22 protein-coding genes and 1 riboswitch are annotated in these 26,952 nt (G+C 52.3%); of the genes, 6 read left to right on the forward strand and 16 right to left on the reverse strand.

All coding sequences use genetic code 11. The features are described from left to right. Positions 1–213: 213 nt before the first annotated feature. The 5 genes from C1714_RS11725 to C1714_RS11745 all read right to left on the reverse strand — a co-directional run bounded on the left by C1714_RS11725 (position 214) and on the right by C1714_RS11745 (position 7,334). Positions 214–1,827 (reverse strand): transposase, encoded by a 1,614-nt coding sequence (locus C1714_RS11725; protein WP_102341520.1) that lies wholly within the window; start codon positions 1,825–1,827, stop codon positions 214–216. A gap of 167 nt (positions 1,828–1,994) precedes the next feature. Beyond that, positions 1,995–4,382 (reverse strand): phenylalanine--tRNA ligase subunit beta, encoded by a 2,388-nt coding sequence (pheT, locus tag C1714_RS11730; protein ID WP_102343428.1) that lies wholly within the window; start codon positions 4,380–4,382, stop codon positions 1,995–1,997. A gap of 17 nt (positions 4,383–4,399) precedes the next feature. Further along, on the reverse strand, positions 4,400–5,431 hold the full coding sequence (pheS, locus tag C1714_RS11735) for a phenylalanine--tRNA ligase subunit alpha (protein ID WP_102343429.1): 1,032 nt from the start codon (positions 5,429–5,431) through the stop codon (positions 4,400–4,402). 273 nt (positions 5,432–5,704) lie between these two features. Continuing rightward, positions 5,705–6,613, reverse strand: coding sequence for a diacylglycerol/lipid kinase family protein (locus tag C1714_RS11740; protein WP_102343430.1), 909 nt, complete (start codon positions 6,611–6,613; stop codon positions 5,705–5,707). Positions 6,614–6,647: 34 nt separating this feature from the next. Continuing rightward, positions 6,648–7,334: a type 1 glutamine amidotransferase family protein gene (locus C1714_RS11745; RefSeq protein WP_102343431.1), complete on the reverse strand. Its 687-nt coding sequence runs from the start codon at positions 7,332–7,334 to the stop codon at positions 6,648–6,650. A gap of 34 nt (positions 7,335–7,368) precedes the next feature. Between C1714_RS11745 and C1714_RS11750 the strand changes: the two genes are divergently transcribed. Beyond that, entirely contained in the window at positions 7,369–7,647 is a 279-nt protein-coding gene (locus tag C1714_RS11750; protein ID WP_167850052.1) for an acylphosphatase, read from the forward strand. On the opposite strand, the gene C1714_RS11755 is transcribed toward C1714_RS11750, so the two are convergent. After that, complete coding sequence (locus C1714_RS11755; RefSeq protein WP_245305124.1) at positions 7,641–8,369, reverse strand: TrmH family RNA methyltransferase; 729 nt, start codon at positions 8,367–8,369, stop codon at positions 7,641–7,643. The genes C1714_RS11750 and C1714_RS11755 overlap by 7 nt on opposite strands. Positions 8,370–8,412: 43 nt before the next feature. Between C1714_RS11755 and C1714_RS11760 the strand changes: the two genes are divergently transcribed. Continuing rightward, positions 8,413–8,667: a DUF1294 domain-containing protein gene (locus C1714_RS11760; protein ID WP_245305125.1), complete on the forward strand. Its 255-nt coding sequence runs from the start codon at positions 8,413–8,415 to the stop codon at positions 8,665–8,667. Positions 8,668–8,719: 52 nt separating this feature from the next. Here the strand turns inward: C1714_RS11760 and C1714_RS11765 are convergent, their stop codons facing one another. From C1714_RS11765 to C1714_RS11780, 4 genes are read right to left on the reverse strand one after another with little or no spacing between them, the layout of a single operon-like run. Further along, positions 8,720–10,444 carry a phosphoenolpyruvate carboxykinase (ATP) gene (locus C1714_RS11765; protein ID WP_102343433.1) on the reverse strand — a complete coding sequence of 575 codons (1,725 nt, stop codon included), beginning with the start codon at positions 10,442–10,444 and terminating at the stop codon, positions 8,720–8,722. A gap of 30 nt (positions 10,445–10,474) precedes the next feature. Then, positions 10,475–11,203, reverse strand: a complete 729-nt coding sequence (locus C1714_RS11770; RefSeq protein ID WP_102343434.1) for a TrmH family RNA methyltransferase — start codon at positions 11,201–11,203, stop codon at positions 10,475–10,477. Beyond that, on the reverse strand, positions 11,200–12,429 hold the full coding sequence (locus C1714_RS11775) for a peptidase U32 family protein (protein WP_102343435.1): 1,230 nt from the start codon (positions 12,427–12,429) through the stop codon (positions 11,200–11,202). The genes C1714_RS11770 and C1714_RS11775 overlap by 4 nt, the downstream gene beginning before the upstream one ends. Further along, on the reverse strand, positions 12,407–13,267 hold the full coding sequence (locus C1714_RS11780; protein WP_167850053.1) for a U32 family peptidase: 861 nt from the start codon (positions 13,265–13,267) through the stop codon (positions 12,407–12,409). Before C1714_RS11780 ends, C1714_RS11775 begins: the two co-directional genes overlap by 23 nt. Positions 13,268–13,331: 64 nt before the next feature. Continuing rightward, a riboswitch (THF riboswitch) is annotated at positions 13,332–13,432 on the forward strand. A 60-nt stretch (positions 13,433–13,492) separates the two neighbouring features. Between C1714_RS11780 and C1714_RS11785 the strand changes: the two genes are divergently transcribed. Next, entirely contained in the window at positions 13,493–14,077 is a 585-nt protein-coding gene (locus C1714_RS11785; protein WP_167850054.1) for a folate family ECF transporter S component, read from the forward strand. Between the two features lie 15 nt (positions 14,078–14,092). Here the strand turns inward: C1714_RS11785 and C1714_RS11790 are convergent, their stop codons facing one another. Further along, entirely contained in the window at positions 14,093–15,124 is a 1,032-nt protein-coding gene (locus tag C1714_RS11790; protein ID WP_102343437.1) for a CapA family protein, read from the reverse strand. 59 nt (positions 15,125–15,183) lie between these two features. On the opposite strand from C1714_RS11790, the gene C1714_RS11795 reads away from it, so the two are divergent. Genes C1714_RS11795 through C1714_RS11805 form a run of 3 tightly spaced genes read left to right on the forward strand, consistent with a single transcriptional unit; the run spans position 15,184 to position 17,837 of the window. Continuing rightward, the gene (locus C1714_RS11795; RefSeq protein ID WP_102343438.1) at positions 15,184–16,419 is read left to right on the forward strand and encodes a pyridoxal phosphate-dependent aminotransferase; all 1,236 of its coding nucleotides are present in this window, start codon (positions 15,184–15,186) and stop codon (positions 16,417–16,419) included. After that, positions 16,419–16,967 carry an HD domain-containing protein gene (locus C1714_RS11800; RefSeq protein WP_102343439.1) on the forward strand — a complete coding sequence of 183 codons (549 nt, stop codon included), beginning with the start codon at positions 16,419–16,421 and terminating at the stop codon, positions 16,965–16,967. The genes C1714_RS11795 and C1714_RS11800 overlap by 1 nt, the downstream gene beginning before the upstream one ends. Continuing rightward, the gene (locus C1714_RS11805) at positions 16,968–17,837 is read left to right on the forward strand and encodes a zinc dependent phospholipase C family protein (RefSeq protein WP_102343440.1); all 870 of its coding nucleotides are present in this window, start codon (positions 16,968–16,970) and stop codon (positions 17,835–17,837) included. Here the strand turns inward: C1714_RS11805 and nrdG are convergent. The 5 genes from nrdG to C1714_RS11830 form a co-directional block, all read right to left on the reverse strand. Then, positions 17,822–18,388: an anaerobic ribonucleoside-triphosphate reductase activating protein gene (nrdG, locus tag C1714_RS11810; RefSeq protein WP_102343441.1), complete on the reverse strand. Its 567-nt coding sequence runs from the start codon at positions 18,386–18,388 to the stop codon at positions 17,822–17,824. The two genes, C1714_RS11805 and nrdG, sit on opposite strands and share 16 nt — an antisense overlap. A 239-nt stretch (positions 18,389–18,627) precedes the next feature. After that, on the reverse strand, positions 18,628–20,826 hold the full coding sequence (gene nrdD / locus C1714_RS11815; protein ID WP_102343442.1) for an anaerobic ribonucleoside-triphosphate reductase: 2,199 nt from the start codon (positions 20,824–20,826) through the stop codon (positions 18,628–18,630). Between the two features lie 203 nt (positions 20,827–21,029). Further along, positions 21,030–23,486 (reverse strand): amidohydrolase family protein, encoded by a 2,457-nt coding sequence (locus tag C1714_RS11820; protein ID WP_102343443.1) that lies wholly within the window; start codon positions 23,484–23,486, stop codon positions 21,030–21,032. Between the two features lie 191 nt (positions 23,487–23,677). Further along, entirely contained in the window at positions 23,678–24,022 is a 345-nt protein-coding gene (locus C1714_RS11825) for a hydrogenase maturation nickel metallochaperone HypA (RefSeq protein WP_102343444.1), read from the reverse strand. Next, the gene (locus C1714_RS11830; RefSeq protein WP_102343445.1) at positions 24,015–26,903 is read right to left on the reverse strand and encodes an FAD-dependent oxidoreductase; all 2,889 of its coding nucleotides are present in this window, start codon (positions 26,901–26,903) and stop codon (positions 24,015–24,017) included. Before C1714_RS11830 ends, C1714_RS11825 begins: the two co-directional genes overlap by 8 nt. Between the last annotated feature and the right edge of the window lie 49 nt (positions 26,904–26,952).

The following is a 26,952-nucleotide window of genomic DNA, read 5'->3' on the forward strand; positions in this document are numbered from 1 at the left end:
TCATTTTACTGTTTCTTTACGAAAAAGGGACTGTAACAGTTTGAGCATATTTAGAATCTGCTCAGGCTGCTACGGCCCCTTTTCTTGCATGGTGAATGATAGTGCTCGAGCATTCATTCTCCGGCAATATGAAAAAGCGGCTGACGGTATCAAATCAGCACGCATTAAAAACATCTTTGTTAGTTCCATGAAAATTTCTTACTGTCTTTCGCTTTAGTTCATCAGTGAATTCTGCTCTGGCTTCTTCACAGTCAGACGCCAGTGGTGATATTTGCGGAGATTGTATCCCATGATTACCAGAAGAAATTCCATTTTTACGTTTTTCATTCCTCTTCTATGGAATCGGGTAAATCTCATGTCTTCCTTAATCACTCCGAAGGCACCTTCCGCCTGCTCGCTGCGCTTGGTTTTCAGTTCGATTCCTTTCTCTGAATCCAGCTGTTTTCTGGCTTCCGCTTTCAGCTCTTCACCCACAACATTCACGCTGTTCTGACGATATCCACGCTTGTTGTACTTCGGTATACATTTGTCTCTCAGTGGACAGCCTTCGCAATGTTTTGGCTCTGAATAATTCTGCAGAATGGTCAGATTTCCTGCCCGTGAAATTGAACTTCTGTCTCCGTCATAATGATCGAACTTTCTTCCATTCGGACAGATCCGATAGCCATCTTTATCAACACCCCAGTTGAATGTATTAAATGGGTGATTCTTCCTGAACATTCTGTCGTGTTCCTTGCCGTACATCGGGAACTTCTGAACCAGATTTATTCCATGCCGGATGTTATACAGATAATTGTCATAACCTCCATATCCGGCATCAGCCGTCGGATCCCTGGGATAATAACCGTATAAGCTGTGGAATCGCTCCATAAATGGTTCCCAGGTGACCGTATCTCCAGGCGTCTGATAGATATCGCTGTTTACAATGAATCCCTCTGAAACGGCGATCTGGCAGTTATAGCAGGGGCGTGTTACACCGGAACGGTTGTAATAATCCCATTTGGTAGCCATGAAGGTCGCATCATGATCCGTCTTTGAGCAGCTGTTCCTGTCACCAATGATAGAAAGCCAGGTCTCATAGCCGCTGAGCCGTATTGCGTAGCCAAGCAGAAGATCATACCGCTTCTGAATGTCTGACTTGCGCTTTCCTTTTCCGTACTGAATTTGAATGTTTTCATGAACCATGACATCCATCAGATACTGAACGATGAACCATATTTCCAAAGCAGAGTATCTCACTTTGGTTTCGTAATAGTACCCATAAGCGAGATTCAGTGAGGTGACCGCTTTGGTAATATCGCGGAAGAGATCTGCACGTGCATTCAGAATTCGTTTCTTATAAACAAAGGAATTCTTGTACGCATTCGCCTCGATCTTCGTGCCATCTACGAACTGAGTGTTCGGATCAATTCCAGTCTCGTTGATAATATCCAGGTTGAGATCCTTCATGAGGCTGTCAATGGATTCAGTGAGCTGATTCATCACACGCGAAAAGGCCATTTTACTGGGCATTTCCTGATTAGAGAGATAGATGAACCGGATATCGGTCCGACAGTGCTGGACGATATCTTCCAGGGAATAAATGCGATTCATGTAGGCAAAGAGAATGACTTTAACGAGCATACCTCTGTCATGACTGCGGGAGTTATTCGAACGGATTGGTTTCACATAACGGCTGAAGTTCACTCCTTTCACCGCACCGAGAAACGAATAAAGGGTGTCATCCTGAGGCACTTTGATAAAGAGATTAAGAGGCAGGGCCAGCTGAACAGCGTTATAATAAGTGCGCTGATCGGGTCCTTCGAAAACAAGATCAGCATTTTTCATACCTTAATTATACATGCAAGCATGTATTTAATCAACATGGATTTCAACTTTCTTGAACTTCTTTAACATCAGACCGCCGAAAAAGGAGCCATAACAGTCATTCAACTGTTACAGCCCCTTTTTTCTGAATTCGTACTGTGAACGGGTTTATCCCATTTTCCCGGGTATCAGGCCCGCAGCTGAGCACCCAGATCCTTCTTCAGACGCTCAACGATCGCCGAATGGACGGCATCGATTTCCGCATCCCGCAGCGTATGATCCGCCTGATATACCACATGGAGAGCGACCGACTTCATGCCTTCCGGAAGATTTGCGCCCTCATAGATATCGAAGATTTCTGCCGAAGCAACCATCTTCTTTCCTTCTTTGCGGATCGAGTTGAGCAGCTCTTCAGCCGTTGTCTTACGATCAACGACAACCGCAATATCACGCTCCACGCCCGGGAACTTCGGCAGCGCAGCGTACCGTACGTGGCCGACTTTGGCATTGTAGATCGCCTCCAGGCTCACCTCCGCGTATACCACCCGCTTCAGATCAAACTGCGCCGCATAGGTCGGATGAACTTCGCCGAAAAGGCCGATGAACTGATGATCCAGCCACAGTTCTGCACTGCGGTATGGATGATAGTGAACCGTATCCTTCCCATTGGGCTTAACGTCAAGACGGGCACCCGCAATGCCGAATCCCTGCAACAGATCCAGAAGAATCCCCTTGAGACTGTAGAAATCGCCATTGCGATCCAGATGATGCAGCGGATCATTCAGCACCTTTCCATCCAGAACGATAGCCAGACGCTCATCCCTTCTGCCCTTGGCATGGACCGTGGAAATCTCATAGAAATTATTGTCCGTATTGCCATGCGCCTCATTGTACTGCACGCACTCCAGAACGGAATTCATCAGTCCCGTACGAATCGTTGTCCGTGCCTCGCTCATCGGCATCGCAAGATCAATTGCTTCACCAAGCGGATTGGAAGTATCCTTTGCATACTTCTTTGATACAAGCGTATAGGTCACGATTTCATTCAGACCGTAAGCCATCGCCACGGAACGTACCTTGCGGCGCGCACGCTGCGCAGGCGAAAGCTGACCAACCGTCGCCGTCAGCTGCGGCAGCGTATAGCCCAGCGAATCAAAGCCGAGCAGACGGATGACTTCCTCATCCACATCGGCCGGCCCTTCCATGTCAATGCGCCAGCTTGGAATGTGGCAGGTAACCGTATCGCCATCCACTTCCGGCTTGAAATGCAGCCATTTCAGCGTTTCCGCCATCTGATCCATCGTAAAGGATGTCCCGAGCAGGCCGTTGCAATGCGACAGCGTCTCCTTGATGACAAGCGGCCTGTAATCACAATGACCCGCTTCCACCGTTTCCTCAATACCGTCGGCGCCGCCGTATTCTTTCAGCAGCTGAACGGCACGATCCATCGCACGCTGGCAGGCGGTCATATCGATTTCCTTCGTGAAGCGCGCTGCCGCTTCCGTGATCAGGTTCAGCCGAATCGACGTATGACGAATCGAGGCATGATCGAAATGCGCCGCCTCCAGGAAAAGACCGCTCGTATTTTCATCGATCATCGATTCTTCGCCGCCCATGACGCCGGCGATTCCGGTCGGCTCATCGCCGTTGAGAATCAAGAGATCGCCTTTCTTGATTTCAAACTGTGCACCATCGAGAGCCGTCATCGTCAGCTCACGATCATCGGCCACCGTGATTTCATGAACCGGCAGCTTGGCAAGATCATAGAAATGCATCGGCTGCCCGGTCTCAAGCATCACAAAGTTGGAGATATCAACCAGATTGTTGATGGAATTCATGCCTGCCGCACGCAGACAGTCAGCCATCCATTTCGGGCTCGGTCCAACCTTGACATGGTTGATGACCTTGCCGAGATACCAGGAGCACTTGTCCGTCTTTGTGGCAACCTTGAAATCCGAAGGCGAACCTTCCTTCGCCGCCCCTTTGCACTGCGGCAGCGTTACATTGCGGTGAAGAATGGCGCCGATTTCCACGGCCATGTTCCACATCGCCGAGCAGTCGGCACGGTTCGGCGTCAAAGACACATCGAGAATCACATCATCGAGGCCGAGATACTTCAGAACATCCTTTTCACCTACCGGTGCATCGGCAGGCAGCTCTTCAATGCCGTCGATCTGTTCCTGACGCAGCGTCTTCCTGTCAACGCCAAGCTCAAACAGAGCACACAACATGCCGTTGGATTCGATGCCGTGAAGCGGACGCGCCTCAATCACGCCGCCCGGAAGACGTGCCCCCGGCGTGGCGACGATGACCTTCAATCCCCGGCGGCAGTTGGGTGCGCCGCAGACAATCTGCAGCGTCTGCGTATCCGAAATTCTGACCTGCGTCTTATGGAGATGGGTACCTTCCACATCTTCGCATTCCATGACCTCGCCGATGACAAGACCGTCCGCATCTGCCAGACGTTCAATGCCTTCCACTTCCAGGCCGGCATTGGTCATGCGTTCAGCCAGCTGCTCGGGCGTGACACCGTTGAGATCTACATATTTGGAAATCCAGTTATAACTCAGTTTCATGTCAGTCCACCTCCCGCTCAGTCAAACCGGTTGAAATTCTTCAGGAAACGCTTGTCATCGGTATAGAAGCTGCGGATATCATCGATGCCGTATTTGAGCATGGCAACACGCTCCAGACCTACGCCGAAGGCGAAGCCGGAACATTTTGCAGGATCAAAGCCGTTCATCTCGAGCACATGCGGATGTACCATGCCGGCGCCGAGGATTTCGATCCATCCCGAACCCTTGCAGATGGAGCAGCCCTTGCCACCGCAGAACGGACAGGAAACATCGACTTCCACCGACGGTTCCGTGAACGGGAAGTAGGAAGGACGGAAACGGATCTGGCGACCTTCACCGAACATGCGGTCCGCCATGAACTTGAGCGTTCCCTTGAGATCCGCCAGCGTCACATGTTCGCCAACGACCAGACCTTCACACTGCATGAACTGATGCGAATGGGTCGCGTCATCGTCGTCGCGGCGGTACACCTTGCCCGGGCAGATCAGCTTGATCGGCAGCTGACCGTGCGCCGCTTCGAGCTCACGCATCTGAATGGCTGTCGTATGCGTACGCAGCAGCGTATTGGGATCAATGTAGAAGGTATCCTGCATATCGCGTGCCGGGTGGTCCTTCGGAATGTTGGCAAGCTCAAAGTTATAATAATCCTGTTCCACTTCCGGACCTTCGGCAACCTTGTAGCCCATGCCGATGAACAGATCCTCAAGCTCCTGCTGGATCATCATCAGCGGATGCATCGTTCCGTACGTGCGCTGATCGCCAGCCAGCGTAATGTCGATCTTCTCTTCTTCCAGGCGTTTATTGAGCTCAAGGACGCTCAATGCCTTCTGACGCTCGTCCAGAGCGCCTGCGATCGCCTGCTTGCACACATTGACCTTCTGGCCATAGGCAGGCTTCTCTTCCTTGGGAAGCTCGCGCATCGCATTCATCAGATCCTGGACAAGGCCCTTCTTGCCAAGATATTTGATGCGGATGTTCTTGAGATCTTCCAGATTTCCGGCAGCTTCGATTTCCCTGACTGCCTGTGACTGCAATTCTTCTGTCGTCATACCTTCCTCCAATAAAAAACGTTCCCGAATCATATCCAGGAACGTCAGTAACGCGGTACCATCCTGGTTCACGCAGCAGCGCGTGCACCTTGATTTTGATTCTGTAACGGAAATCGCCCGGAGAGGATTAATCCCGCTGGAAGAGTGAAACCATTCCGTTATCCCGGCAGGATTCTTTCACCATCCGAATCCCTCTCTCATCCGTTTTCACGGCGGCATGTCTCTTCGTGATCGCTTTTACGCCACAATTCTAGCAAATCCTGCCAGAGGTGGCTATTTGTTTTTGAACATAACGGCAATTGCCCCGGCTTCCACATTGATATCCGCCCGGGTAACCTTTCCGCCATCTTCGCCATCCAGCGTCCAGGCGACATCCTGATCAAAGACAAAGCGGAAATGCGATCCCTGATACAGATGCACATGCGGATTGCTTGTATCGCCCCGCCGCAGTCCGGCAACAACCTCGTTGAGCTCAAAGATATCGTTCGGCGCATCGATAAGAATCAGTTCAAACTTTCCATCCGTCAGCAGTGCATCCGCAAGCCATGGCGTCTGTACGCCACCGACCGAGCGGGAGTTGCAGATGCCGCCGAAGGCATAGTCCCCTTCAACCGTTCCCTCATCACAGGTCACACTTGCATGAAGACGGGTCGAAAGGCCATTGGGCAAAGTACCAAGCGCATTCAAAACATAGGCGCCATAGCCGAACACATTCTTCAGATCCTGACGCGTCGTGTAGCTGACATCCGTAAAGGCGCCAAACGCTGCCACATAGTTGAAGTACTGCTCGTTGAAACGGCCGATGTCGTAGAAAAAAGGAGAACCGGAAGTGACGGCACCAATGATGTCCGCGACCGTCGGATCCGCTCCGCCATACAGGCTTTTCGAAAAATCGTTGCAGCTGCCAAGCGGAATGAAGGCATAGGGAACGCGGTGGGAAAGTGCCATCATGCCGTTGATCATATGGTTCAATGTTCCATCCCCACCGATGCACAGCACCGTGTCAAAGCGTCCCTCCGTTTTCCTCAGGATCTCTTCGGCATTGAGATGTGCCTCGGGATTGATCGGATATACCGTCACTTCGCAGTTCCTTGACGCCAATCCGTTCAGCACTTCCGGCAGCAGCGAGGCAGCCCTCCCCGTACCTGCAACGAGGTTAACCATAATGAGCACTTTCTTCATACAACGTTTCCTTTACATCGGAATCATAGCAGAATCAGCCGATCATGCTTTGATACAAACTGTAGATTTCGTTTAAATCCGGGACATCTGCCACAAAGGCATCCCCGAGAAGATCAAAATGGTCGCCATCCAGAATCACCGCCCCGTTCTCCGGAAGAATGATCTGGGGACGTCCCGCATCCTCAAGACGCCGGATGATGGCCCCAAGATGCCAAGCATCTTCTTCATAATGAGTCATGATATCGACGCCATGGAACAGATCAAGACCGGTATGAAACTCGTAGCTTTCTTCCTCCAGCAGCGGAAAAAAGCTGTCGCACAGGATTTCGGCACCGGCCGAGATTCCGATGACAAGACCCTGATAGTTCCTGACAATCTCTTCCAGACCCTGATCAAAGATCGCATTCATGCAGGCATCCGGATCGTCGCCGATCAGGCACAGAGCGTCAAAATCACTGACACCACCGATCAGACCATCATGAAAGTCGAGCATCGTCAGGGCCGAAGAAGGAATGCCATAGGCATGAAACGGGCGCCTGATATCTTCCAGATATTCGTTATCCGAGGAAAAACGGTCGCGGTAGGCCATGGCATCCGAGGCCCATCCCTCATCCTCACTCAGCGGAAGGATGCCGACCTTCATGCCGGGATACAGCAGTTCACCGACCGAATCCTGTGCCCAGCTCTGATCAAAATTTGTTTTATTTGCCAGCAGAAACATGCTATTTCATCTCCAATCCTGCTACAGTGATGCTATGAAGAAACGCTATCGTATGCTTGCGCAGGGACGGGTTCAGGGTGTCGGTTTCCGGGGCACCTGTGCCATGTACGCAAGACAGTTCAATCTGACCGGAAGTGTTGAGAACCTTGAAACCGGTGATGTCGAAATCTATGTGCAGGGAGAAGCGATTGACATCGAACGCTTCAAGGCCGCCATTCAGTCCGAAAACCGCTGGATCCGCATCGACCATCTGATCGAAGAACAGCTGCCCCTCGATCCCGACGAACGAAGGTTCGAATATAAATTCTACTGAACCCGGAAGCGGTACATCACGATGCCGCCGGCAACGGCAACATTCAGCGACTCAAAGCCCTGCATCTCGATGCGGATGCGCTGATCCGCAAGCTTCTGAAGCCTGGGATGAACGCCCTGTCCTTCATTGCCAAGGATGAATGCCATCTGACTGCCTTCCTGAACTTCACCAAAGGGAATCGAAGCGTCCAAAGCCGTTGCATAGACAGTTACGCCGGCATCCTGAAGCCTGGAAACCGCATCTTCAAGATCCGTTCGAACAAAGGGAATCGTAAAAAGAGCCCCCTGCGTCGAGCGGATCGTTTTTTCGTTGTAGACATCGCAGCAGTCAGGCGAAAGATAAATGCCGTTAAAGGAAAACGAAACAGCGGTCCGGATCAGCGTGCCAAGGTTTCCGGGGTCCTGAATCCCGTCCAGCAGCAGAAGACGATGATTGTTCACGATCGCCTGTTCATTCATCCGGCATACAGCCATATGATGAACCGCCGATACATTGCGGCTCAGCTTCTTCATGACCGCCGCGGATACAGATACGGTATGGGGAAAACGAAAATCAGCGTCATCGTCCGTGATGATCGTCTCCACGACACCCGCCTTCATGGCTTCCGTGATCAGATGGTCTCCTTCCACAAGAAAACGGCCGGCTTCGTCGCGGCCCTTTTTTTCATGAAGCCTGTTCCAGCGGATTACGTTCCGGTTGGTCAACGATTCTATGCGTTCCACGGCTCGATTTTAGCACAGCGTGCAATGTGCTATGATGCTGTTCATGCGAATCTATCTTGTGATCGTCAATATCGCTGCCCTGATTCTGTTCGGGGTCGACAAGTCGCGGGCGGTACATCATCGCTGGCGCATTCCGGAAGCCACCCTGTTTCTCAGTGCCCTGATCGGCGGCGGGATCGGTGCCTGGGTGGGTATGTACCTGTTTCACCACAAAACCCGGAAATGGTACTTTGTGGTCGGCATTCCGGCGATCGTCATTGTTGAAGCTGTTCTGTTGAGAAATCTTATCCTTGAATGATGAAGTAAAAAGACACCGATCGGCGTCATGCCGGTCGGTGTTTTATCAACAGTTATTTTTTTGATTCTTCGGTTTTTCCAAGCAGTGCGAAGTTCACGAGGGCTTCCGCTGCTTTTTCAATGCCGTGATCGCCCTTGTCCGGAAGACCGAGGCACGTATAGATTTCGCCGACCGGAATGCCCTGATCAAACAGAGCCGAGAAGATGCGGTCAATCAGGACGCGGCACTTCTCCTGTTTCTGCATCGGGCCGAACGGATTGGCAAAGAAGGTTGTTGACAGCCCCTTCTCCTGCGTCGTACCGAGGGCGAAGCGCTTGCCCTGAATGAAGACCGGCTCCGCCTCCTCCTTCGTTGTAAACAGGTGCATGCCCCGCTTGTCCGTATAGTTGTTGGCGTACAGGAAGATATCGACCTTCTGGTCCGTCGTCACAACATCATAGCCGCTGGCCGGAAGAACGACACGGGCATTGGACTTTTCCGGATTGAAGAAGATGGAACGGTCCATGTCCTTGTAGGCAGTGCCCTTGTCCAGATCATCGAGACGGACGAAGGCGCCGACTTCCGTACCCTGGGCACGGATGTGACCATCCTTGTCCAGATGCAGCGTTCCCATGTCATCGAAGACCGTCTCCTGATGATCGATCAGATCGTCAGCCATATTGGAAAGAGCTTCGATCGTCTCCGACTTTCCGGCGCCGGAATCGCCCATGAACATGAGACCGCGCTTGGTCCCGTCCTTGAGATAGATATTGACCATGGCGCCGTGAATCGGCAGCCAGCCGCGCTCGATCATCGCCAGGTTGTGCAGCGTGAGCAGCGCCTTCTTGGTATAGCCGAAGTAATCGATCTCCGGGGCTGCAGACACTTTGCCGACCCAGATCTGATTTACATCATCGTGATAGAAGACGGTATCCTTCGTTCCATCCTCGACGCCGAACAGTTCAATGGCATCCGGCTTTTTGCCCATCGCTTCGGCCGGCGAAGCAAGTTCGAACAGGTTCGCCATGGCAACTGCAGAGGAAATATAGTTGCGATGGAAATAGGCAAACACCAGCAGCTCACCGATCCGTGCCGGATAGCAGATCCACTCTTCCCCCGGATCCGTGAATCCGATCGCCGGATTGACATTGGTTTCCGTGAAGGTATTGGTACGCTTGTTGGACTTTGGATGCAGAATCAACGGCGTACGGATCAAAGCCTGGGTAATGAACGGAATCGACCTGAGTCCTTCATAGCCCTGCGGAATCTGCCAGTCATAGTACTGCAGCAGCAGCGAGGCATTGGTGCCGGCCTGCAGCTGACGGTACACCTTGTTTACAGAGCCGCGGACACGCTCCTCGGCGGTACGGTAAACCTCGAGGACGAGATCGTTCTGGCGGTTGTCCGCCTCAAGGAAATTCTGCAGCTGGTAGCCGCGCTCATTGTGTGTAAACAGAAGCGATACACGCTGCAGCTTGCGCCAGAAGTTGTAGGCCTCTTCGATGGTCTGCAGGAACTCAGCTCTGTTTTCCAGCAGATAATCATGAACTTCGGAAGGATCCACGACCATCAGGAAGCGCATGACCTTGACGATTTCATCTTCCAGCTCCCCTTCAGTTTTCTTTTGGGCATGGAGCCATTTATACAGCTCGTAGTGAGCCTTTTCCAGGTACTGCAGGTAGAGGGTCAGAAACTCCCGGAACATCGGGGAACCGATCAGTTCACTGGTCTTGCGATAGTAGACCATCGAGTAATTCATAATTACCGTATCATCGTGGAAATAGTACGCTTCTTTCATTGCCTTCTCTGCCTTTCTGTCTTGACTGTCCTATTTTATATCGTTTACGCTGCGCTGACGAAGCACTTCAAAGCCGATCACTGCGGCTGCGGCCGAAGCATTGAGCGCATTGCGGAAATCACTGCCGTAGGGAATATAGATGTTCTGATCCGACTGCTTCAGCACGGCCTGACTCAGTCCGCGCATTTCGCCGCCGATGCATAACAGCACCGGCTTACAGTAATCGGCTTCGGTATATGGTATTGCATTCTTGCGCATCGCGGCATATACCGTTAGACCACATTCTCTGCATTGGCTGACGGCCTCTTCCGGGTCCATCAGCACCACATTGAGCCATGCGGCGGCGCCGGCCGAACTTTTGAGAATTGTCGCTTCGCATTGCGACCAGTCACGCGGACGCAGGATAAGACCATCGCACCCGGCACAGTACAACGCCCGCATCAGATAGCCAAGATTGAACGGATCTTCCACGCCTTCGGCCAGTGCCACAAAGGGAGCCGGCTTCTTTAGACAATCCGGAAGCTGCTGGTAACTGCGGTGATCGGCGCTGGCAGCGATTCCGCCATGGGTCCTGCCGGTCGTCATCCCGTCAATCTCGCGGCGGCTGACCCGCTGAACGGGGATTTGAGCCTCATTGCAGGCACGGATCAGAAACGCCGTATCATGGTCCCGCTTGTCCTTGTCGATATACACTGCTTCGATCGCGTAGTGCTTCGAAAGGACAGCGGCCTTGACGGCAATCATTCCTTCGAGAATCATTCGTCCCTCCTCAGGTAGTCCCCCGGATGTACGGCAAAGGGAATGCGGATGCCGATGGCGGCCATCGGTACCCTGGAATAACCGACGGGGATTCCGTTTTCATCAAAAAGTTCTTCCAGAACGAAGCTTTGATTATCGGCACCGGCCGCCATAATCTCCACCCTGTCACCCGCATCAAAGGGGTTGCGTGTCTCGATCCAGGCGATGTGCTTCTCAGGATCATACGATGTTACTGTGCCCAGAAACGAGTGATTGACGCTGTCGTTGTTCATGGGATGCGTGATGATGCCGGCACCTTCCACGCCCTGATAGAAGCCGGGACAGGTTTCGCGGTTGACGGTCTTGAGAATTTCACCTGTGTGGTAGGCAAGACGTTGACGGGGCAATGGACGGTCGCTGTTCAGAATTTCGTCAATCAGATGCCGATAGGCAGACACGATACCGGCGACGTAATATTCCGTTTTCATGCGGCCTTCAATCTTGAAGGATGCGACTCCGGCAGCGATCAGCTGTTCGATCTCTTCGGCAGCCATCAGATCCTTCGACCCCATGGTCATCAGGGGATGTCCGTCACTGAGACAGGCATTTCCCTCCATCAGACGATAGCTCCAGCGGCACGACTGGGCGCAGCCGCCGCGGTTGGCGTCGCGAAGCGTCATCCGGTTGCTCAGCGTGCAGCGGCCGGAATAGTTGACACACATGCCGCCATGAATGAAGGCTTCCGTCGGGACAGGACACGAAGCCGTAATGACGCGCACATCGTCCAGCGTACATTCCCTGGCCAGCACGACGCGATCCACCCGGGCAGAGTGGACCAGATAGCGTGCGGCGGCGGAATTGGTGACGCTGAGCTGGGTGCTGCAGTGCACCTCAAGACGCGGGGCGACACGTTTGGAAAGAGCCATGATGGAAGGGCTGGCAACAATAATTGCCCTGACGCCGGCATCCTGCAGCTGGATCAGATAGTCTTCGAGGCCTTCGAAATCCTCTTCATGAGGAATTTCATTGACCGTCACATGAATGCTGGCATGATGGTCCCTGGCAAAGGCACACGCTTCGCGGATTTCATCCATCGTAAAGTTGGATGCCCGCGAACGCAGCGAGTAATGCTGACCGCCAAGGTACACCGCATCTGCGCCGAAGCGGATCGCTGTCTTTGCCCGCGCAAGATCGCCAGCCGGCGCCAATAGTTCCACGGAATGTTCAGAGTATTGTTTTCTGTCCATAGAACCCCCCGGTATAGTGTGTGGCGGCAAACGCATCCTTCAGCGCCTGCGCTGCCCTGGCTGCGTCAGCGCCCTGAAGAACCGCTTGATAGGCATCCAGAGCGGATACGGTTTCTTCATGTGATAAACGAACACTGTCAATGAAGAAGCGGTCTGCTCCATCGGCAGCAAACTTTACGACATCGCCGAGGCTTTCCTGTACAAAATCGCTGTAGATGAACGTGCCACAGCCGTTTTCATAAATGCCAAGTTCATAATCCCTCTTCTCTTCTTTCAGTGAGAGGTCATTGTGTCCAGTGATCTGCGGATCCAGCCCCGCTTCTTCGGCATACAGAGACAAAAGCAGGCGGCGGGAGGCGGAAAGAAGAAGATGTCCATGGATGGTTACTTCGCAATCCGGGCACTTTTTCAGGATGTCTTCGACTTCATTGATTGTAAGAACAGGCGAAACAGATACGCCGCCGATGCCCTGTTCCATCCACCAGCGTGCGTCCAGCGCGTTGGTGGCCAGTGTTTCGGGGCGATACAGGAGTCTTGGCTTCAGCTGTTCATCCGCAAGTTCAACAACGGCCGGATCCGAGAAATAGACATGGCGGATCTCTGTTTCCGTGATGGCGTCAAGCAGCCGTTTCAGCTGTTCCAATTGGTCCTGCGGAAAAAGACGGGTGCATAAAATGGAGCAGTGATCAAGATTCTGTACCTGGTCCAGATCAAACCCGCAGAGGCCGCTGAATGCGCAGCCGTTAAGGGCATAGACAACTTCATCAGCGCCGTGTTCCAGCAGCGTTTGATGAAAATCAATATCTTCATTTGTAACTGCAAATGCGATTTTTTTCATTCCATTGAAAATTATATCACAGAAGACTGTGCCATCGTTGACCATGGCAAAAGACTATGTTATTTTCAAGAAAGGATCTGCGGCGTTAAGTGCTCTCGGGCATTAGAGGAGTCTGAGGGACGAAAGGCAAGGTCGTTGTCTGCGGTCGCTGATTCTGCCCCTGAACGTGCATGCAGGCGTCTTTCCATTCACGCAGCGGGTGAATCGAGAAAGGAGCTTTTTTCTATGGATTTTCGTATGATGTTTCATTCTTCTGCGGCCAAACTGCGGCAGACGCGGTATCTTGCGCTGATGGCGGTGATGATCGCTCTGAAGGTTGTTGTAGGCAATTTCTACATCCCTCTGAGCGAGAATCTGCACCTTTCGATCACCTTCCTTCTAGTCGGACTGGAGGCGATGATGATCGGTCCCGCTGCGGGAATGGTATCGGGAGCCGTGACGGATATCGTCGGGTTCCTGCTGTTTCCCTCCGGTCCGTGGTTTCCCGGCTATACGCTGACCGCCATGGCGGGTGAACTGGTGTACGGCCTCTTCTTCTACGGGCAGCGGGTCGGCTGGGGAAGGATCACGGCTGCCAAGATCATTTCCAACTATGGAATCAATGTTCTGATGGGGTCGCTCTGGTCGGCCATGCTTTATTCCAAGGGCTACTACTATTACTTTGTACGCAGCCTGATCAAGAATACGATCTATCTTCCCTTCCAGATTGTAATGTTTGCGGCCCTGTTTTCACTGCTTGGACCTGTGCTGAAAGAAAAAGGACTGATTCCGGGAGAAATCGTCCTCAAGAAGAAGCCATCGAAAAATTGATTACGTGAATCGCAGCTATTCCAGACCGCCGATCCGCGTACTGTCATCCATCGAAAGGATTACGGAACTGTAACGGTTGTTCAGTTCCGTTTTCTTTTCGTCGCTCAGACTGCTTTGCGATACAAGAACCGGTCCCGCCTCTGACCCGGTGATGAAATCGGCCTTGGGATTGGTAAGCTCGATCCGTGATTTCATACCCGTCGTAATCTTGGTAATCGTAACGACGCCAAGAGCACCGGCATCACCTTCTTCCGGGCAGAAACTTCCAAGACCGTAGTACACCAGCGTATCGTCAATCCAGGAAACCGGCTGAATGCCGCCGCTGTTGCCGATGATGATTGATGCGCCGGCCGATGCCAGCGCATTTGCGATCGTCTGCTGGCGCTGGGTAGGCATCGCACCGTCTGCCCCGCTCCATGTCATATAAACAACGATCACATCCGCCTGGCCCGCCGCCTTGGCAACCTGCAGCGGCGTCTTTTCATCGTCATAGACATTGACCAGATAGGATTCGGCATCGGGAATGATTTCATTCACCCCGTCCGTATAGCTGAGAAAAGCGATATCAATACCGTTATACGAGACGGTATACAGCTGATTCTGACGCGATGTCGAAACATTCATGCCGGCATAGCCGATGCCCTTGTCATCCAGCGATGAAAGAAGCGTCGGAAGCTGTTGAACATTGAAGTCGGGCTGGGCAAGTGAAAGCAGCGAAAGACCGCTGCCCGAAGCTGTTTCAATAAAATTGGTGCCGCCGCTTGAAAGATCTGCGGAATAGGCGGAAAGATCATAGTTGGAGAGAAACGGCAGACCGCCCAGCTGCTCCGTACTGTTTCCGGGCGCACTTCCTGCCGCAAGAAAAGCGATGCTGGCAGCCTGTTCCTGCGGGACCCAGTATTCGCTCTCCGGCGTCTCGATGCCGGCCTGCTGTTCAACACGCATTGAAAGCAGGTTCATCGTCAGCGAAGTTCCGCCGATCACCAGAGCCAGAACGATCAGAAATTTAAACAGAGATGAGAGTCCGTTTTTCTCATTTTCAGGCATAATCGAATTATAGCATCCGGTGCTATAATTTCAGGCAAAAGAGAATGGAGGCCGAACATATGTCATTTGTTCGAAAGAGTACCTCACTGAAGCCGATTAAAGATACCGTTTTCGTCGTCGCCGCTGCCGCCGCAAAGGATCAGGATCCTTCGACCTGCAACGCAACGATCGGTTCCCTCTATGATGAGAACGGTCAGCTTGTCGCATATGATAGTGTCTATGATCACTACGATTCGATTTCCCATATTCATAAGGCAAAATACGCCGCCAGCTTTACGGGCAACAATGATTTCCGCAAGGCTGTCGCTTCCTGGGTGTTCCAGGGAACGGAAATGCACCTGCCACATACCGTCATCGCGACACCGGGCGGATCCGGCGCCGACTTCATGGCTATCCGCAATACGCTGGAAGAAGGCGATACCCTTCTGATTCCGGATATCTGCTGGGGTTCCTACTCCCTGATGGCGGCCATGAACAACATCTCCATCCGCCGCTATACGATGTTTGAAAGCGATCACTTCAACCTCGCCAGCGTCAAAGAAGAGATTGAAGCCATTCAGAAGACACAGGACCATGTGACCCTCGTTGTCAATGACCCCTGCCACAATCCGACCGGCTACTCGATGAGCGACCAGGAGTGGAAGGATCTGATCGCCCTTCTTAATGAAGAAGGAAAGAAGACGCCGATCGTTCTGATCGATGATATTGCCTACATTGACTATGCCTACAACCCGAAGATGCGGGCCTATATGAATCACTTCAATGAGATCTCGGGTAACGTGATGATCGTCGTTGCCTTCTCCTGCTCGAAGACGATGACGGCATATGGTCTGCGGTGTGGTGCCGCTGTTGCCGTTGCAAAGAATGAGGCAGATGTCCGTGCCATGGAGATCGTCATGGAAAAGACGGCCCGGGCAACCTGGTCTTCCATTCCCAATGCGGCCATGGAAGAATTCGTCTGGCTCACAAGCGAGGGACTGGATGCCTATCTGAAGGAGAAGCAGGGTTATATTGATCTTCTGCGTGAACGGTCCGGCATCTTCCTTCAGGAAGCAAAAGAATGCAATCTTCCCTGCTGGCCCTATAAGGAAGGCTTCTTCGTGACAGTAAAGGTAGAGAATCCTGAGGATCTTGATCCGGTTCATGATGCATTGATGAATGCCCACATTTATACTGTCGAAGTAAACAAGGGCATCCGCGTCGCCGTATGTTCCCTGCCGGTTAAGAAGGTAAAAGGACTGGCGGCCCGGATGAAGGCAGTATTTGATGCCTATTACGGCAGAAAAGGAAAGTAATGACAAGAATTGTAGGCTCGCGTAACACGCTGCTGGATGTTTCCGATGAAGACGCAATGGAGTTTCTGGATATCGTTCAGGATATCGTTCAGAATACGGAGTTCCAGAAGCTGAAGCATTACCGTCACCATATGTTTTCGACGCGCTACCAGCATTGTCTGAATGTGGCGTGGTATTCCTATTGCATGTCAAAGCGGCGGAAGCTGAACTATGTTTCCTGTACGCGGGGTGCTCTGCTCCATGATTTCTATCTTTATGATTCGCACCGTGAAAAGGCTCCGATTCCGGGGCGCCACAGCGTCGTTCATCCCCAGGTAGCCCTGGCCAACGCAAAGCACTGGTTCCCTGTCGATGATGTGATGGAAGACTGCATCGCCAACCACATGTTTCCGACGGCACCGACCCTTCCGCGTACACGGGAAGGCTGGATCGTTTCGCGGGCGGACAAATACTGTGCAAGCCTCGAGTGGAGTGAGCATTATTCCAAGATTCTGGAAACCATCTTCAAATATTCGCTGGGACCTTTGTTCCAGGTAAGGGAGAATTGAATGCCGGCTGCGACGACACACATCGAATTTGCCCGTGACGTGCTGCGCAATCTGCCAAGAGATTTTGAGATTGCGGACCGCCCCGCCTTTTTCCTGGGATCGCAAGGCCCGGACCTTCTGTTCTATACAAGCTTCAGCATACTTCCCGGGACCCTCAAGAAATACGGCAATCTGCTCCATGACGCCCGTCCACTGCCCTATATGACCTGGATGCGGGACCATGCCGATGACGATATTCTGCGCAGCTATCTGTACGGGTTCTATTGTCATTATGCGATGGATTCCATCTGTCATCCGATCATTGAAGCCTTCGCGGAAAAAATGTCCAAAGAAGAAGGTGAGCCGCATGGCGTGTGGCATGTGCGCATTGAGTCACAGCTTGATGTCTATACACTTGCCAAAGAACACCGGACGATTGAAGACTTTGATGCGGACCACTGGCTGAAGGCACCGAAAAAAGATGCCGATGAGATCGGCACCTGTCTTCACAATATGTTTCTGGAGATCTTCCATCTGGATCTGCCGCTGAAGAAACTGCAGAAGGCGGCGCCGGATACTGCACGCAGTATGGCGATGCTGCGGCCTTCCAATGCCAAGTACCGCTTTGCAGGAAGTATGGAAAAGCTCCTGCGGCAGCCCCATGGACTGACGGCACTGATGCTCAATGACAAGAATGACTGCGTAATCCTGAATACGGATCATCAGCCGTATACAAATCTCATCGATCCAAACGGCATCGATACAAGCAGCTATGAGGAACTGTATGCGCAAAGCCTTCAGAAAGCGGTCCGTCTGATTACGGACTACGACCCCAGTGACATCAGTGTCAACTTCCTCGGTATCCCGGTGACAGATCAGCCGGCGGTGTGATTGTCGTACTTCGCTTTCACCGCCGCAAGATCATCAATATAAAGAGCGACCTTCCCTTCGCGGAGGGTCTTTTTCATGTCAATGACACGCTGGTTTTCAGACCCGCGGAAGGCAAGTGAAATATTCTTCTTTTCAAGCACAAACGGACCATCAACCAGAACATCGAGATAACCGAGCATTTCATCGGTCACACCGGTATAGCGCCGGCCGCCCGGCACAAGATCCTGATCATAGACAAAACCGGTATAGGACCAGATGGTCTTATCCGGATATACTTCATGAATCCTGCGGAACAAACCGACGAGGACCTCCTGATTCGATGGCTCAAACGGTTCTCCGCCCAGCGATGTGAAGCCGGCAATCCAGGGATGGTCCATGGCAGCGAGAATCTCCTGCTCCGTTTCTTCCGTGTACGGCTTTCCATAGCAGAAGTCCCATGTTTCCGGCTGAAAGCAGCCTTTGCATGCATTCGTACAGCCGCTGACAAACAGAGAGACGCGTACCCCCTCACCGTCTGCGATATCGTCCTTCTTGATGTTTCCGTAATACATACGATCAGCCTCCTGAGTTGTTATTCCATCGTACTGCAGTAATCTTTCCATGTTTGCACCGTACAGGCTACTGGATGCCCGCAGTTTTCGGGAAAAGAAACGTCTTCAGTCCAAGAAACCTCCTGCAATCCCGAAAGATGACAGGAGGTTTCAATGAAATTTGAACAAGATTTTTGAATCCCCGGTCTTCTGGAACCTGTCTTTTTCAGGTCGGGATTTCAGAGACCGGAATTGCAGTCTTACAGATGCAGGACGCGGTCCCGGATCTCAGCCGTACGGCCCTGGTTCCAGAACTGGGTGCCGATGTAGCCGCAGGTACGTCGTGCGACATTCATCTTCGACTGATCGGTATTGCCGCAGTTCGGGCACCTCCAGATCAGCTTGTGGTTCTCATCTTCGACGATCTGGATTTCGCCATCGTAGCCGCACACCTGGCAGTAGTCGGACTTCGTATTCAGTTCCGCATACATGATCGTATTGTAGATATGCTTCATCAGAGCGAGAACTGCCTGAATGTTGTTCTGCATATTCGGAACTTCGACATAGGAAATCGCTCCGCCCGGAGAAAGCTGCTGGAACGCTGCCTCCTTTGTCAGCTTATCGAAGGCATTGATCTCTTCCTGCACATGGATGTGATAGGAATTGGTGATGTAGTTCTTGTCGGTTACACCCGGAATGATGCCGAAGCGCTTCTGCAGACACTTGGCAAACTTATAGGTTGTCGACTCCATCGGCGTACCGTAGACGGAGAAGTCGATGTTCGTCTCAGCCTTCCACTTTGCGCAGGCATCGTTCAGATGCTGCATAACGGCGAGACCGAACTTTCCGCCTTCCGGAGTCGTGTGGGAAAGGCCCGTCATATAACGGACGCACTCACAGAGACCGCCATAGCCCAGGGAAATCGTCGAATAACCGTTGTAGAGAAGCTTATCGATCGTCTCACCCTTGGCAAGACGGGCAATGGCACCATACTGCCACAGAATCGGAGCCACATCGGATGGCGTCCCGAGAAGACGGTTGTGGCGGATCATCAGTGCCCTGTAGCACAGATCAAGACGCTCATCAAAGATCTTCCAGAACTTGTCCATATCCTTGCCAGACGAGCATGCGACATCAACGAGGTTGATCGTCACAACGCCCTGGTTGAAGCGGCCATAGTATTTGTGTTTGCCATTGGAATTGAGGGCATGTTCCTCATTCTTCCAGCCATTGTCCGTAAAGCGGTCCGGAGTCAGGAAGGAACGGCATCCCATGCACGGATACACATCGCCCTTCAGCTGACGCATGATCTTTGCCGAAATATAGTCCGGAACCATGCGCTTCGCAGTGCACTCAGCCGCCAGCTTCGTCAGATAGTAATACCTGCTGTTTTCATGAATGTTGTCTTCATCCAGAACATAGATCAGCTTCGGGAACGCCGGCGTAATCCAGACGCCCTTCTCGTTCTTAACACCCTGATAGCGCTGACGCAGCATCTCTTCGATGATCGTTGCAAGATCTTCCCGCGTCTGTCCTTCCGGAACTTCATCCAGGTACATGAACACGGTCACAAACGGCGCCTGTCCATTGGTCGTCATCAGCGTAATGATCTGATACTGAATCGTCTGAACACCGGTCGTTATTTCTTTACGGACGCGCTGCTCCGCAATTGCGTTGATCTTATCCGTATCCACTTCAACGCCAGCTTCCGCCATTTCCTGCGCCACTGCCTTGCGGTACTTCTGACGCGAAATGTCAACGAACGGTGCCAGATGGCTCAGGGTAATTGTCTGGCCGCCGTACTGGTTGGAAGCGACCTGGGCAATGATCTGCGTCGCAATGTTGCAGGCTGTCGCAAAGCTGTGCGGCTTCTCAATCTTGGTGCCGGAGATGACCGTACCGTTCTGGAGCATATCCTCAAGATTTACCAGGCAGCAGTTATACATCGGCTGCGCAAAGTAGTCCGCATCATGAAAATGAATGATGCCTTTCTCATGGGCATCCAGAATGTCCTGCGGCAGAAGGAAGCGGCGCGTTATGTCCTTCGACACTTCGCCGGCCATATAGTCACGCTGCGTCGAATTGACAGTCGGATTCTTGTTGGAATTCTCCTGCTTCGCCTCTTCGTTGGTGCGTCCGATCAGGGACATGATCTTCTCATCCGTCGTATTGGCCTTGCGCACCAGCGCACGCTCATAACGATAGGTAATGTAATTATGGGCGACCTGATAAGCGCCTTCAGCCATGATCGCTTCTTCGACCATATCCTGAATCTCTTCGACCGCGACCGCACGGTCCAGCGCCGCACACTCACCGCTCACCTTGTCCGTGATCCGCTGAATCTGCTCCGGCTTCATCTGCTTGTCGATGACTGTCGCTTCATTTGCCTTATGGACGGCGTTGTAGATTTTCTGTGCATCAAAAACAACTTCTTCGCCGCTTCTCTTAATTACATTCATGATTCAACCCTTCCCCAGCTTCATCCCCAAAATAGTTGGATATCCAACAATTTCGGGCTGCACTATGATCATACGATGCTGAGGGAGGAAATACAAGCGAAAAGAGAGGACGGATTTGATGAAAATTCACACCTGAAAACGGTCGACTGAAAACCCGTGTTCCAATGCCGCTTTCAGATTTTTGTTTCAATGAGAAAAGTTTCTCAATGTCGTTCCGTATATTTCAGAATGTCCGGCACAATGGCATCCGAATCAAACAGCGTCACATACCCCTGCAGCGAAGCCGCCTTGGAGCGAAGGCTTCTCGCCCTGGCATTGACGAAGATCCGCGTCTCATACTTGGCGTTGCGGGCTTCCTGAATCAGGTTCTCTCCCGCCGCATTGCCCTCAAAGGCGATCAGAATCGAGCTGCGATGCTTGAACACCTCATAGGCAATGCTCTTATAGAGACCCATCGCACTCGCCTCCGTACCAACGCGGATATACGCACCGCAGCCGGCCAGCTTTCTTGCCAGAGAACCTGAAATCAGCTTCGGCACAAAGGCATAGATTTCAAAGCGTCCCCCCGCATGATCCAGCAGATACTTTTCGTAGCCGTTGAGCTGATCGCCGATGATGAAGCACACCCGCCGCGGATCCGCCTCCGCCAGCAGCCGGTCAATGACCGCACACTCCGGGGCATGGGTACGCACCCGTGAAAAATCATTGTTAAAGCTGCCTCCGCAGATGACAATCGGCTTCTTGTCAAAAGGCAGCGGATGTACATGATCCCCAAGCACCGTCGCCGCATCCAGAAGCTTCACCGGCGACGAAGATTTCATCGCCGCCCGCTGCGCCTCATTTTCCCGATACGTGTAGAAAAGCCGAAGCGAACGATGTCCCTTCGTCTTCTGATACAGCGCCGTCTTTTCTGTAAAAGCCCGCTCGCTGAACGCCAGCACGGCTTCTTCCGCCGCACACATCTGCTTCTGCTCATCCACGCTCAATCCCAGCAGCGTCGCCAGTGCCAGCTGTTCATCGAGCGAATCGGTGCCATAGATGGCACCGCCGTCCGTACCCTGTACGCACGGAATGCCGGCTTTGAGATACTGCTTCAGAGGATGATGCTTCACGGAGCTGAGATTATTGAGACGCACGTTGGAAGTGATCTGAAACTCCACGGTCACCGGATTATCCTTCAATAGCGCCAGCAGTTCCTTTCCCTTTTGGCTGTTGAGACCGGGCGTATAGAGACCATGACCAATGCGGATATGGGGCATCTTCTGCCCCGGTGCCAATGCCTTCTGAACGCAGCGCACACTGTTGCCCACATTGTCATGAAGACTGTCATTTTCGCCAGCGTGGATGCGGATCACAAAGTACGGATCATCCTTCGCAATGGCTGTCAGGTCCGCAATCACATCGCTGAGATCACGGATATCATTGATCTCCTCGCCGACAATATCACTGCCTGCCACATACGGATCAACCGCCACCGCCTTCAGCGTCTTCAGGCTCATCACCATATAATCCGGAGCCGCTTTCTGATCCTTCACGATCGTTAACGGAATCCGCCGAAGCGCCGCTAGAAAGCGGATGCGAACACCCGTCTCCTTATAGATGGCCGGCATTACGGCATGTACCTCGCCAAGCATATCGATCGCTTCCTTCGGCTTCACCAAGGTCGTATCCGACATTTCTACATAACGGATGCCGGTATGCTGGTAGTTGCGCGCCGTCCAGAGCATCTTGTCCTGGAACAGCGTATTGTGCCGGTAGGCGCGGGTCTGATGGTCCGCCAGCATCTGCTTCACTGTACCGGCAATATCCGGATCCGGAATCCGGTCAATATCATGCAGAGGGATCCAATCACTGCTGCTAACACCCTTGGCAAACACATAGCGGTACAGATACACCTTCTCCAGATTGGTGAACACCGCCTGGCTGTCCTTCATGATCGCCAGCGAAGCACGGATGCGCGGAATGTTGTATTCTGCATTTTCCAGATTGTTCAGAATCAGATCCGCAAAATTAATGAACACATTGTCATTGATCTTACGGTCTTTATATTTGCCCGTCAGCGTACTGCCGCTGGCAAGAAACTGCGCTTCCGCATCCGTACGCAGAATCCGCAGCACCTGTTCCTGTTCCGGGCGAAGGCGCAGATGCAGCTTGCGGATGTAGTAGAGCGAATAGCGGATCTGATGCACAATCCCGAGCGCAATCAGCTGGTCCGGCGAAAGAGTCGCATTCATATGCGTATGAAGATCGGTACGGAACTTGCATTCCGCCGGAATACGGGTGCGTACAATGGTTTTCGCAAACGACAGCTGATAGTCCCGCGTCTGCGACATCAGGGTTTTGGCAATGGCCGGTATCTGTACATAGAGATGAACGTGACCATCGCTCTCGATCCGGGCCGCCTCCCGGTCTCCGAGCGAAAACAGGTAAAACAGACGGCAGTTGCCATCATAGTAAGCAGGCACAATCCCCTGAATAATGAAATAACCTTCCGCTGAGCGGGTCAGAGGCAGATTACAAAGCGCCGCCAGATTGCGGATCAGATTGCCGGTACTGTGATTGGGCGTCGTCAACACATAGGCCATCTGTCCCTCTTCATTGCGGTCCATGGTGACGCAGATATCTTTTTCCTTATCCAGATAAAAACGGGCGAAGGTCATTATTCCTCCTGTTTTACCTAGTGTAGTACGAAATGGCAAATCGGTGAAGACAGGTAACCGCTTGGCCTGGATATAAAACAGACTTCGTTCTGAAGCAGTCGTTCTTCGCCCTTCAAGTGCCAGATAAAAAGGCCGGTTCAGTTTCTCCATCAGGATTAGCTGAAACCGACCTTCTGCTGCTTGTTTTTCTGTTACACTGCCTGAATGTCCCGGATTACAACATCCCTTCCCGTCACAAGATACGTGTGCGAACTGCCGCAATAAGGGCACGTACGACCGTATTTGGTTGTTTTGTAGGTCTGCTTACAATCCTGGCAATAGGATTTTCCCTCAATGATGATGATGTTGAGAACACAACCCTGCAGATACTTCGTCTTCTTGACGGCCCACTTGAAGCAGTCACGGAAGTAGTCAGGTACCACGGTGCTCACTTCGCCGACTTCCAGATCCAGCTGCGTCACCTTTTCTACCTGGTTTTCTTCCGCCGTCTTTTCGGCCATATCAACGATACGCATCACGATGCCAAGCTCATGCATTGTTGGAATTTCCTGTGTACGGGTTCTTCTTATTGAATTCCTTATGCGTACGGTTGTACTCCTTACGCTTCGCCCGCATCATCTTCGCCTCTTCCGAGCCGGCATTGGCCAGAATCCGGAAGGCACGCTTCACCGCATAACCGGCAAGACCGCCAACCTTGTCTTCTGCAAACCGCATATCCGTCATTTCCGGATGATCACGATACAGATGGATAGCGTCAAACTGGCAGCGCGTCGTGCAGATGCCGCAGCCGATGCACTTATTCGGATCAACAACCGAAGCACCACAGCTCAGGCAGCGTGACGTTTCCGTATGTACCTGCTCCTCACTCAGTGTACGGTGAATATCCTTGAACGGATTGACGTCTGCCGGATCCATTCCCTCTTCCTGACGACCGGAGGTGTCATAGGAATCAACAAGAATATCATCCTTGTTCAGCTCCACGTAGTCATGACGGTCACGGCCGATGGTCATGCTCGCATTCCAACGCACCGCACGATGCAGCGACTCTGCCGCATAGTGTCCTGCCGCAATCGCATCAATGACAAACTTCGGACCCGTCAGCACATCGCCGCCAACAAAGATTTCCGGATCATCCGTCTGATACGTCAGGCTGTCAGCCATCGGGTAATTGCCATGATGGAACTTCACCGTTCTTCCTTCCAGAAGACTGCCCCAGTCAATGCTCTGACCAATGGCGAAGACAACCGCATCACACGGAATGGTCATCGTCTCATTTTCATCATACTTCGGCGCAAAACGCTTCGTTTCCGGATCAATGACCTGCGTGCACTTCTTGAAGACGATACCGGTCACGTGATTTGCCTCATCGACCAGAACCTCCTTGGGACCCCAGCCGTTAATCACATCAACACCGTCTTCCAGCGTCTCCTGAATCTCCGCATTAGTTGCCGGCATCGCATCTCTCTGCTCCAGAGAAACCATGGAAACCTGATCAGCTTTGCGGCGCTTCGCATTACGCGCACAGTCAACCGCAACGTTGCCACCACCGACAACAACAACTCTGCCGCTCAGATCCGGATTGCCCTTGGCAAAGGATTCCTGCAGATAATGGACCGCAATATCCGTACCGATTGCATCATCATGGGCAACGCCCGGACGACGGCCGCCCTGGCAGCCGATGGCAATATAGAACGCCTTGTAACCCTGTTCCTTCAGCTGGGCAAGTGTCACATCTTTACCTACTTCGACGCCGCATTTGATTTCGACACCCTGTTCACGGATGATATCGATTTCCTTCTGCAGCACATCCTTCTCCAGCTTGTAGGTCGGGATGCCGTACATCATCATGCCGCCGGGCTGTTCGTGTTTCTCAAAGACGGTCGGATGATAGCCCATCATCGCCAGGTAGAACGCACACGACAGTCCCGCAGGACCAGCGCCGATGATCGCAATCTTATCATCGAAATCGCCATGCAGATTCGGAACAACCTTCTTGGGAAGCAGATGTTCCACACTGTTCAGATCAAAGTCAGCGACAAATTTCTTAACCGCATCAATCGATACCGGCGCATCAATCGTCCCGCGTGTGCAGGCATCTTCGCAGCGCTTATTGCAGATACGTCCGCAGACCGCCGGGAACGGATTCTGGGTACGGATCAGTTCCGCCGCCTCCTGGTACTTGCCTTCCTTAGCCTTGGCAAGATATGCCTGGACCGGAACATGGGCAGGGCACGCCGCCTTGCAGGGGGCCGATCCCGAAGGATAGGTGTTATGCATACGGGCCGTATCACGATAATTTTCATCCCATGCATACTTGCCCCACTTGATCGCATCCGGAAGCACCGCCTTCGGATAGGTCTGCTCACTGCCATCCTTATGGCACAGCTTCTGTCCAAGCTTAACAGCACCGGCCGGACAGCTTTCAACACAAAGACCGCAGGCAACACACTTGGAAGGATCCGTCTTCGCCGTAAAGGAGCTGCGGGAAAGATTCGGCGTATTAAACAGCATGCTGGTACGCAGCGCATTGCAGATCTTCACATCACAGTTGCAGATATCAAAGATATGCTCCGCACCATCGATATTGGTAATCTGGTGAACGAAGCCGTTATCCTCTGCTTTCTGCAGAATATCCAGCGCCTCTTCCGTCGTAACATAATGGGCGCGGCCGGTTTCGACGGCGTAATCCGCCATGTCGCCAACCTGAATGCACCAGTCATCCGGATCATCGCCGCAGCCTTCGCCCAGCATCGAGCGGGAATAACGGCAGGAACAGATTCCGGCAGAAAGATGACCCTCATATTTCTTCAGCCAATAAGAGATATGCTCCAGATCCACGGACTCATTATTAAAGTTCACTTCCTTTTCTACCGGAATGACATGCATGCCAACGCCATCTCCTCCCGGAGGAATCATCTGCGTAATACCAGCCAGCGGAACAAATGTCATCCGCTCAAAGAAGTTAGCAACCGCGGGATTCTTATCAACACGATCCTTGCTCGAGTTGAAGAGTTCCGCCGATCCAGGCACAAAATAGGATACGCGCCAGCGCTTGGTATGGGGCTTGTCCGGAAGCGGGTGATTATGGTCATAGCAGTCGCTGTAATCGTACTCCAGAATACCGATCCAGCTCATCTGGTCCAACAGTTCCTGCAGGTGCGCCGGCTCAATATCCGGTGCCAGCTTCATCATCTCTTCAAAGGTATAGAACTTACGCAGCTTCATGCGGTTGGCCAGGGCAACCTGCTCATCATTCAATACTTCGCGCAGACCCCAGTATTCCGGATCATCCGTCTTAATGCCGGTAATCTTATGCGGAACAACATCCGTAATTTTACGGCCAAGCTTTGCGAATGCTTTGTTGCGCTCTTTTTCATTCTGGTAGATGGAGCGCGGCTTTTTAAACTGTTCAGGCATGTTTTCTATCCTTTCCTATATACGGTCAAAGCCGGGACGGGTATTCCAT

It is taken from the genome of Galactobacillus timonensis, assembly GCF_900240265.1.
GTDB classification, from domain to species: domain Bacteria; phylum Bacillota_I; class Bacilli_A; order Erysipelotrichales; family Erysipelotrichaceae; genus Bulleidia; species Bulleidia timonensis.

Excerpts from the sequence above, each read along its gene's own strand:
- C1714_RS11770 (WP_102343434.1), bottom strand. The coding sequence starts at position 11,203 with ATGATTCTCGAAGGAATGATTGCCGTCAAGGCCGCTGTCCTTTCGAAG.
- C1714_RS11790 (WP_102343437.1), bottom strand. The coding sequence starts at position 15,124 with ATGCCTGAAAATGAGAAAAACGGACTCTCATCTCTGTTTAAATTTCTG.
- pheT (WP_102343428.1), bottom strand. The coding sequence starts at position 4,382 with ATGAAACTGAGTTATAACTGGATTTCCAAATATGTAGATCTCAACGGT.
- nrdD (WP_102343442.1), bottom strand. The coding sequence starts at position 20,826 with ATGAATGTAATTAAGAGAAGCGGCGAAGAAGTTGTTTTTGATGCACAG.
- C1714_RS11800 (WP_102343439.1), top strand. The coding sequence starts at position 16,419 with ATGACAAGAATTGTAGGCTCGCGTAACACGCTGCTGGATGTTTCCGAT.
- C1714_RS11795 (WP_102343438.1), top strand. The coding sequence starts at position 15,184 with ATGTCATTTGTTCGAAAGAGTACCTCACTGAAGCCGATTAAAGATACC.
- C1714_RS11765 (WP_102343433.1), bottom strand. The coding sequence starts at position 10,444 with ATGAAAGAAGCGTACTATTTCCACGATGATACGGTAATTATGAATTAC.
- C1714_RS11745 (WP_102343431.1), bottom strand. The coding sequence starts at position 7,334 with ATGTTTCTGCTGGCAAATAAAACAAATTTTGATCAGAGCTGGGCACAG.
- C1714_RS11825 (WP_102343444.1), bottom strand. The coding sequence starts at position 24,022 with ATGCATGAGCTTGGCATCGTGATGCGTATCGTTGATATGGCCGAAAAG.
- pheS (WP_102343429.1), bottom strand. The coding sequence starts at position 5,431 with ATGACGACAGAAGAATTGCAGTCACAGGCAGTCAGGGAAATCGAAGCT.
- C1714_RS11740 (WP_102343430.1), bottom strand. The coding sequence starts at position 6,613 with ATGAAGAAAGTGCTCATTATGGTTAACCTCGTTGCAGGTACGGGGAGG.
- C1714_RS11780 (WP_167850053.1), bottom strand. The coding sequence starts at position 13,267 with ATGAAAAAAATCGCATTTGCAGTTACAAATGAAGATATTGATTTTCAT.
- nrdG (WP_102343441.1), bottom strand. The coding sequence starts at position 18,388 with ATGTATTACGGAAACATCAAGAAGGACGATATCGCAGACGGTGAGGGG.
- C1714_RS11830 (WP_102343445.1), bottom strand. The coding sequence starts at position 26,903 with ATGCCTGAACAGTTTAAAAAGCCGCGCTCCATCTACCAGAATGAAAAA.
- C1714_RS11805 (WP_102343440.1), top strand. The coding sequence starts at position 16,968 with ATGCCGGCTGCGACGACACACATCGAATTTGCCCGTGACGTGCTGCGC.
- C1714_RS11725 (WP_102341520.1), bottom strand. The coding sequence starts at position 1,827 with ATGAAAAATGCTGATCTTGTTTTCGAAGGACCCGATCAGCGCACTTAT.
- C1714_RS11750 (WP_167850052.1), top strand. The coding sequence starts at position 7,369 with ATGAAGAAACGCTATCGTATGCTTGCGCAGGGACGGGTTCAGGGTGTC.
- C1714_RS11760 (WP_245305125.1), top strand. The coding sequence starts at position 8,413 with ATGCGAATCTATCTTGTGATCGTCAATATCGCTGCCCTGATTCTGTTC.
- C1714_RS11820 (WP_102343443.1), bottom strand. The coding sequence starts at position 23,486 with ATGACCTTCGCCCGTTTTTATCTGGATAAGGAAAAAGATATCTGCGTC.
- C1714_RS11785 (WP_167850054.1), top strand. The coding sequence starts at position 13,493 with ATGGATTTTCGTATGATGTTTCATTCTTCTGCGGCCAAACTGCGGCAG.
- C1714_RS11775 (WP_102343435.1), bottom strand. The coding sequence starts at position 12,429 with ATGGACAGAAAACAATACTCTGAACATTCCGTGGAACTATTGGCGCCG.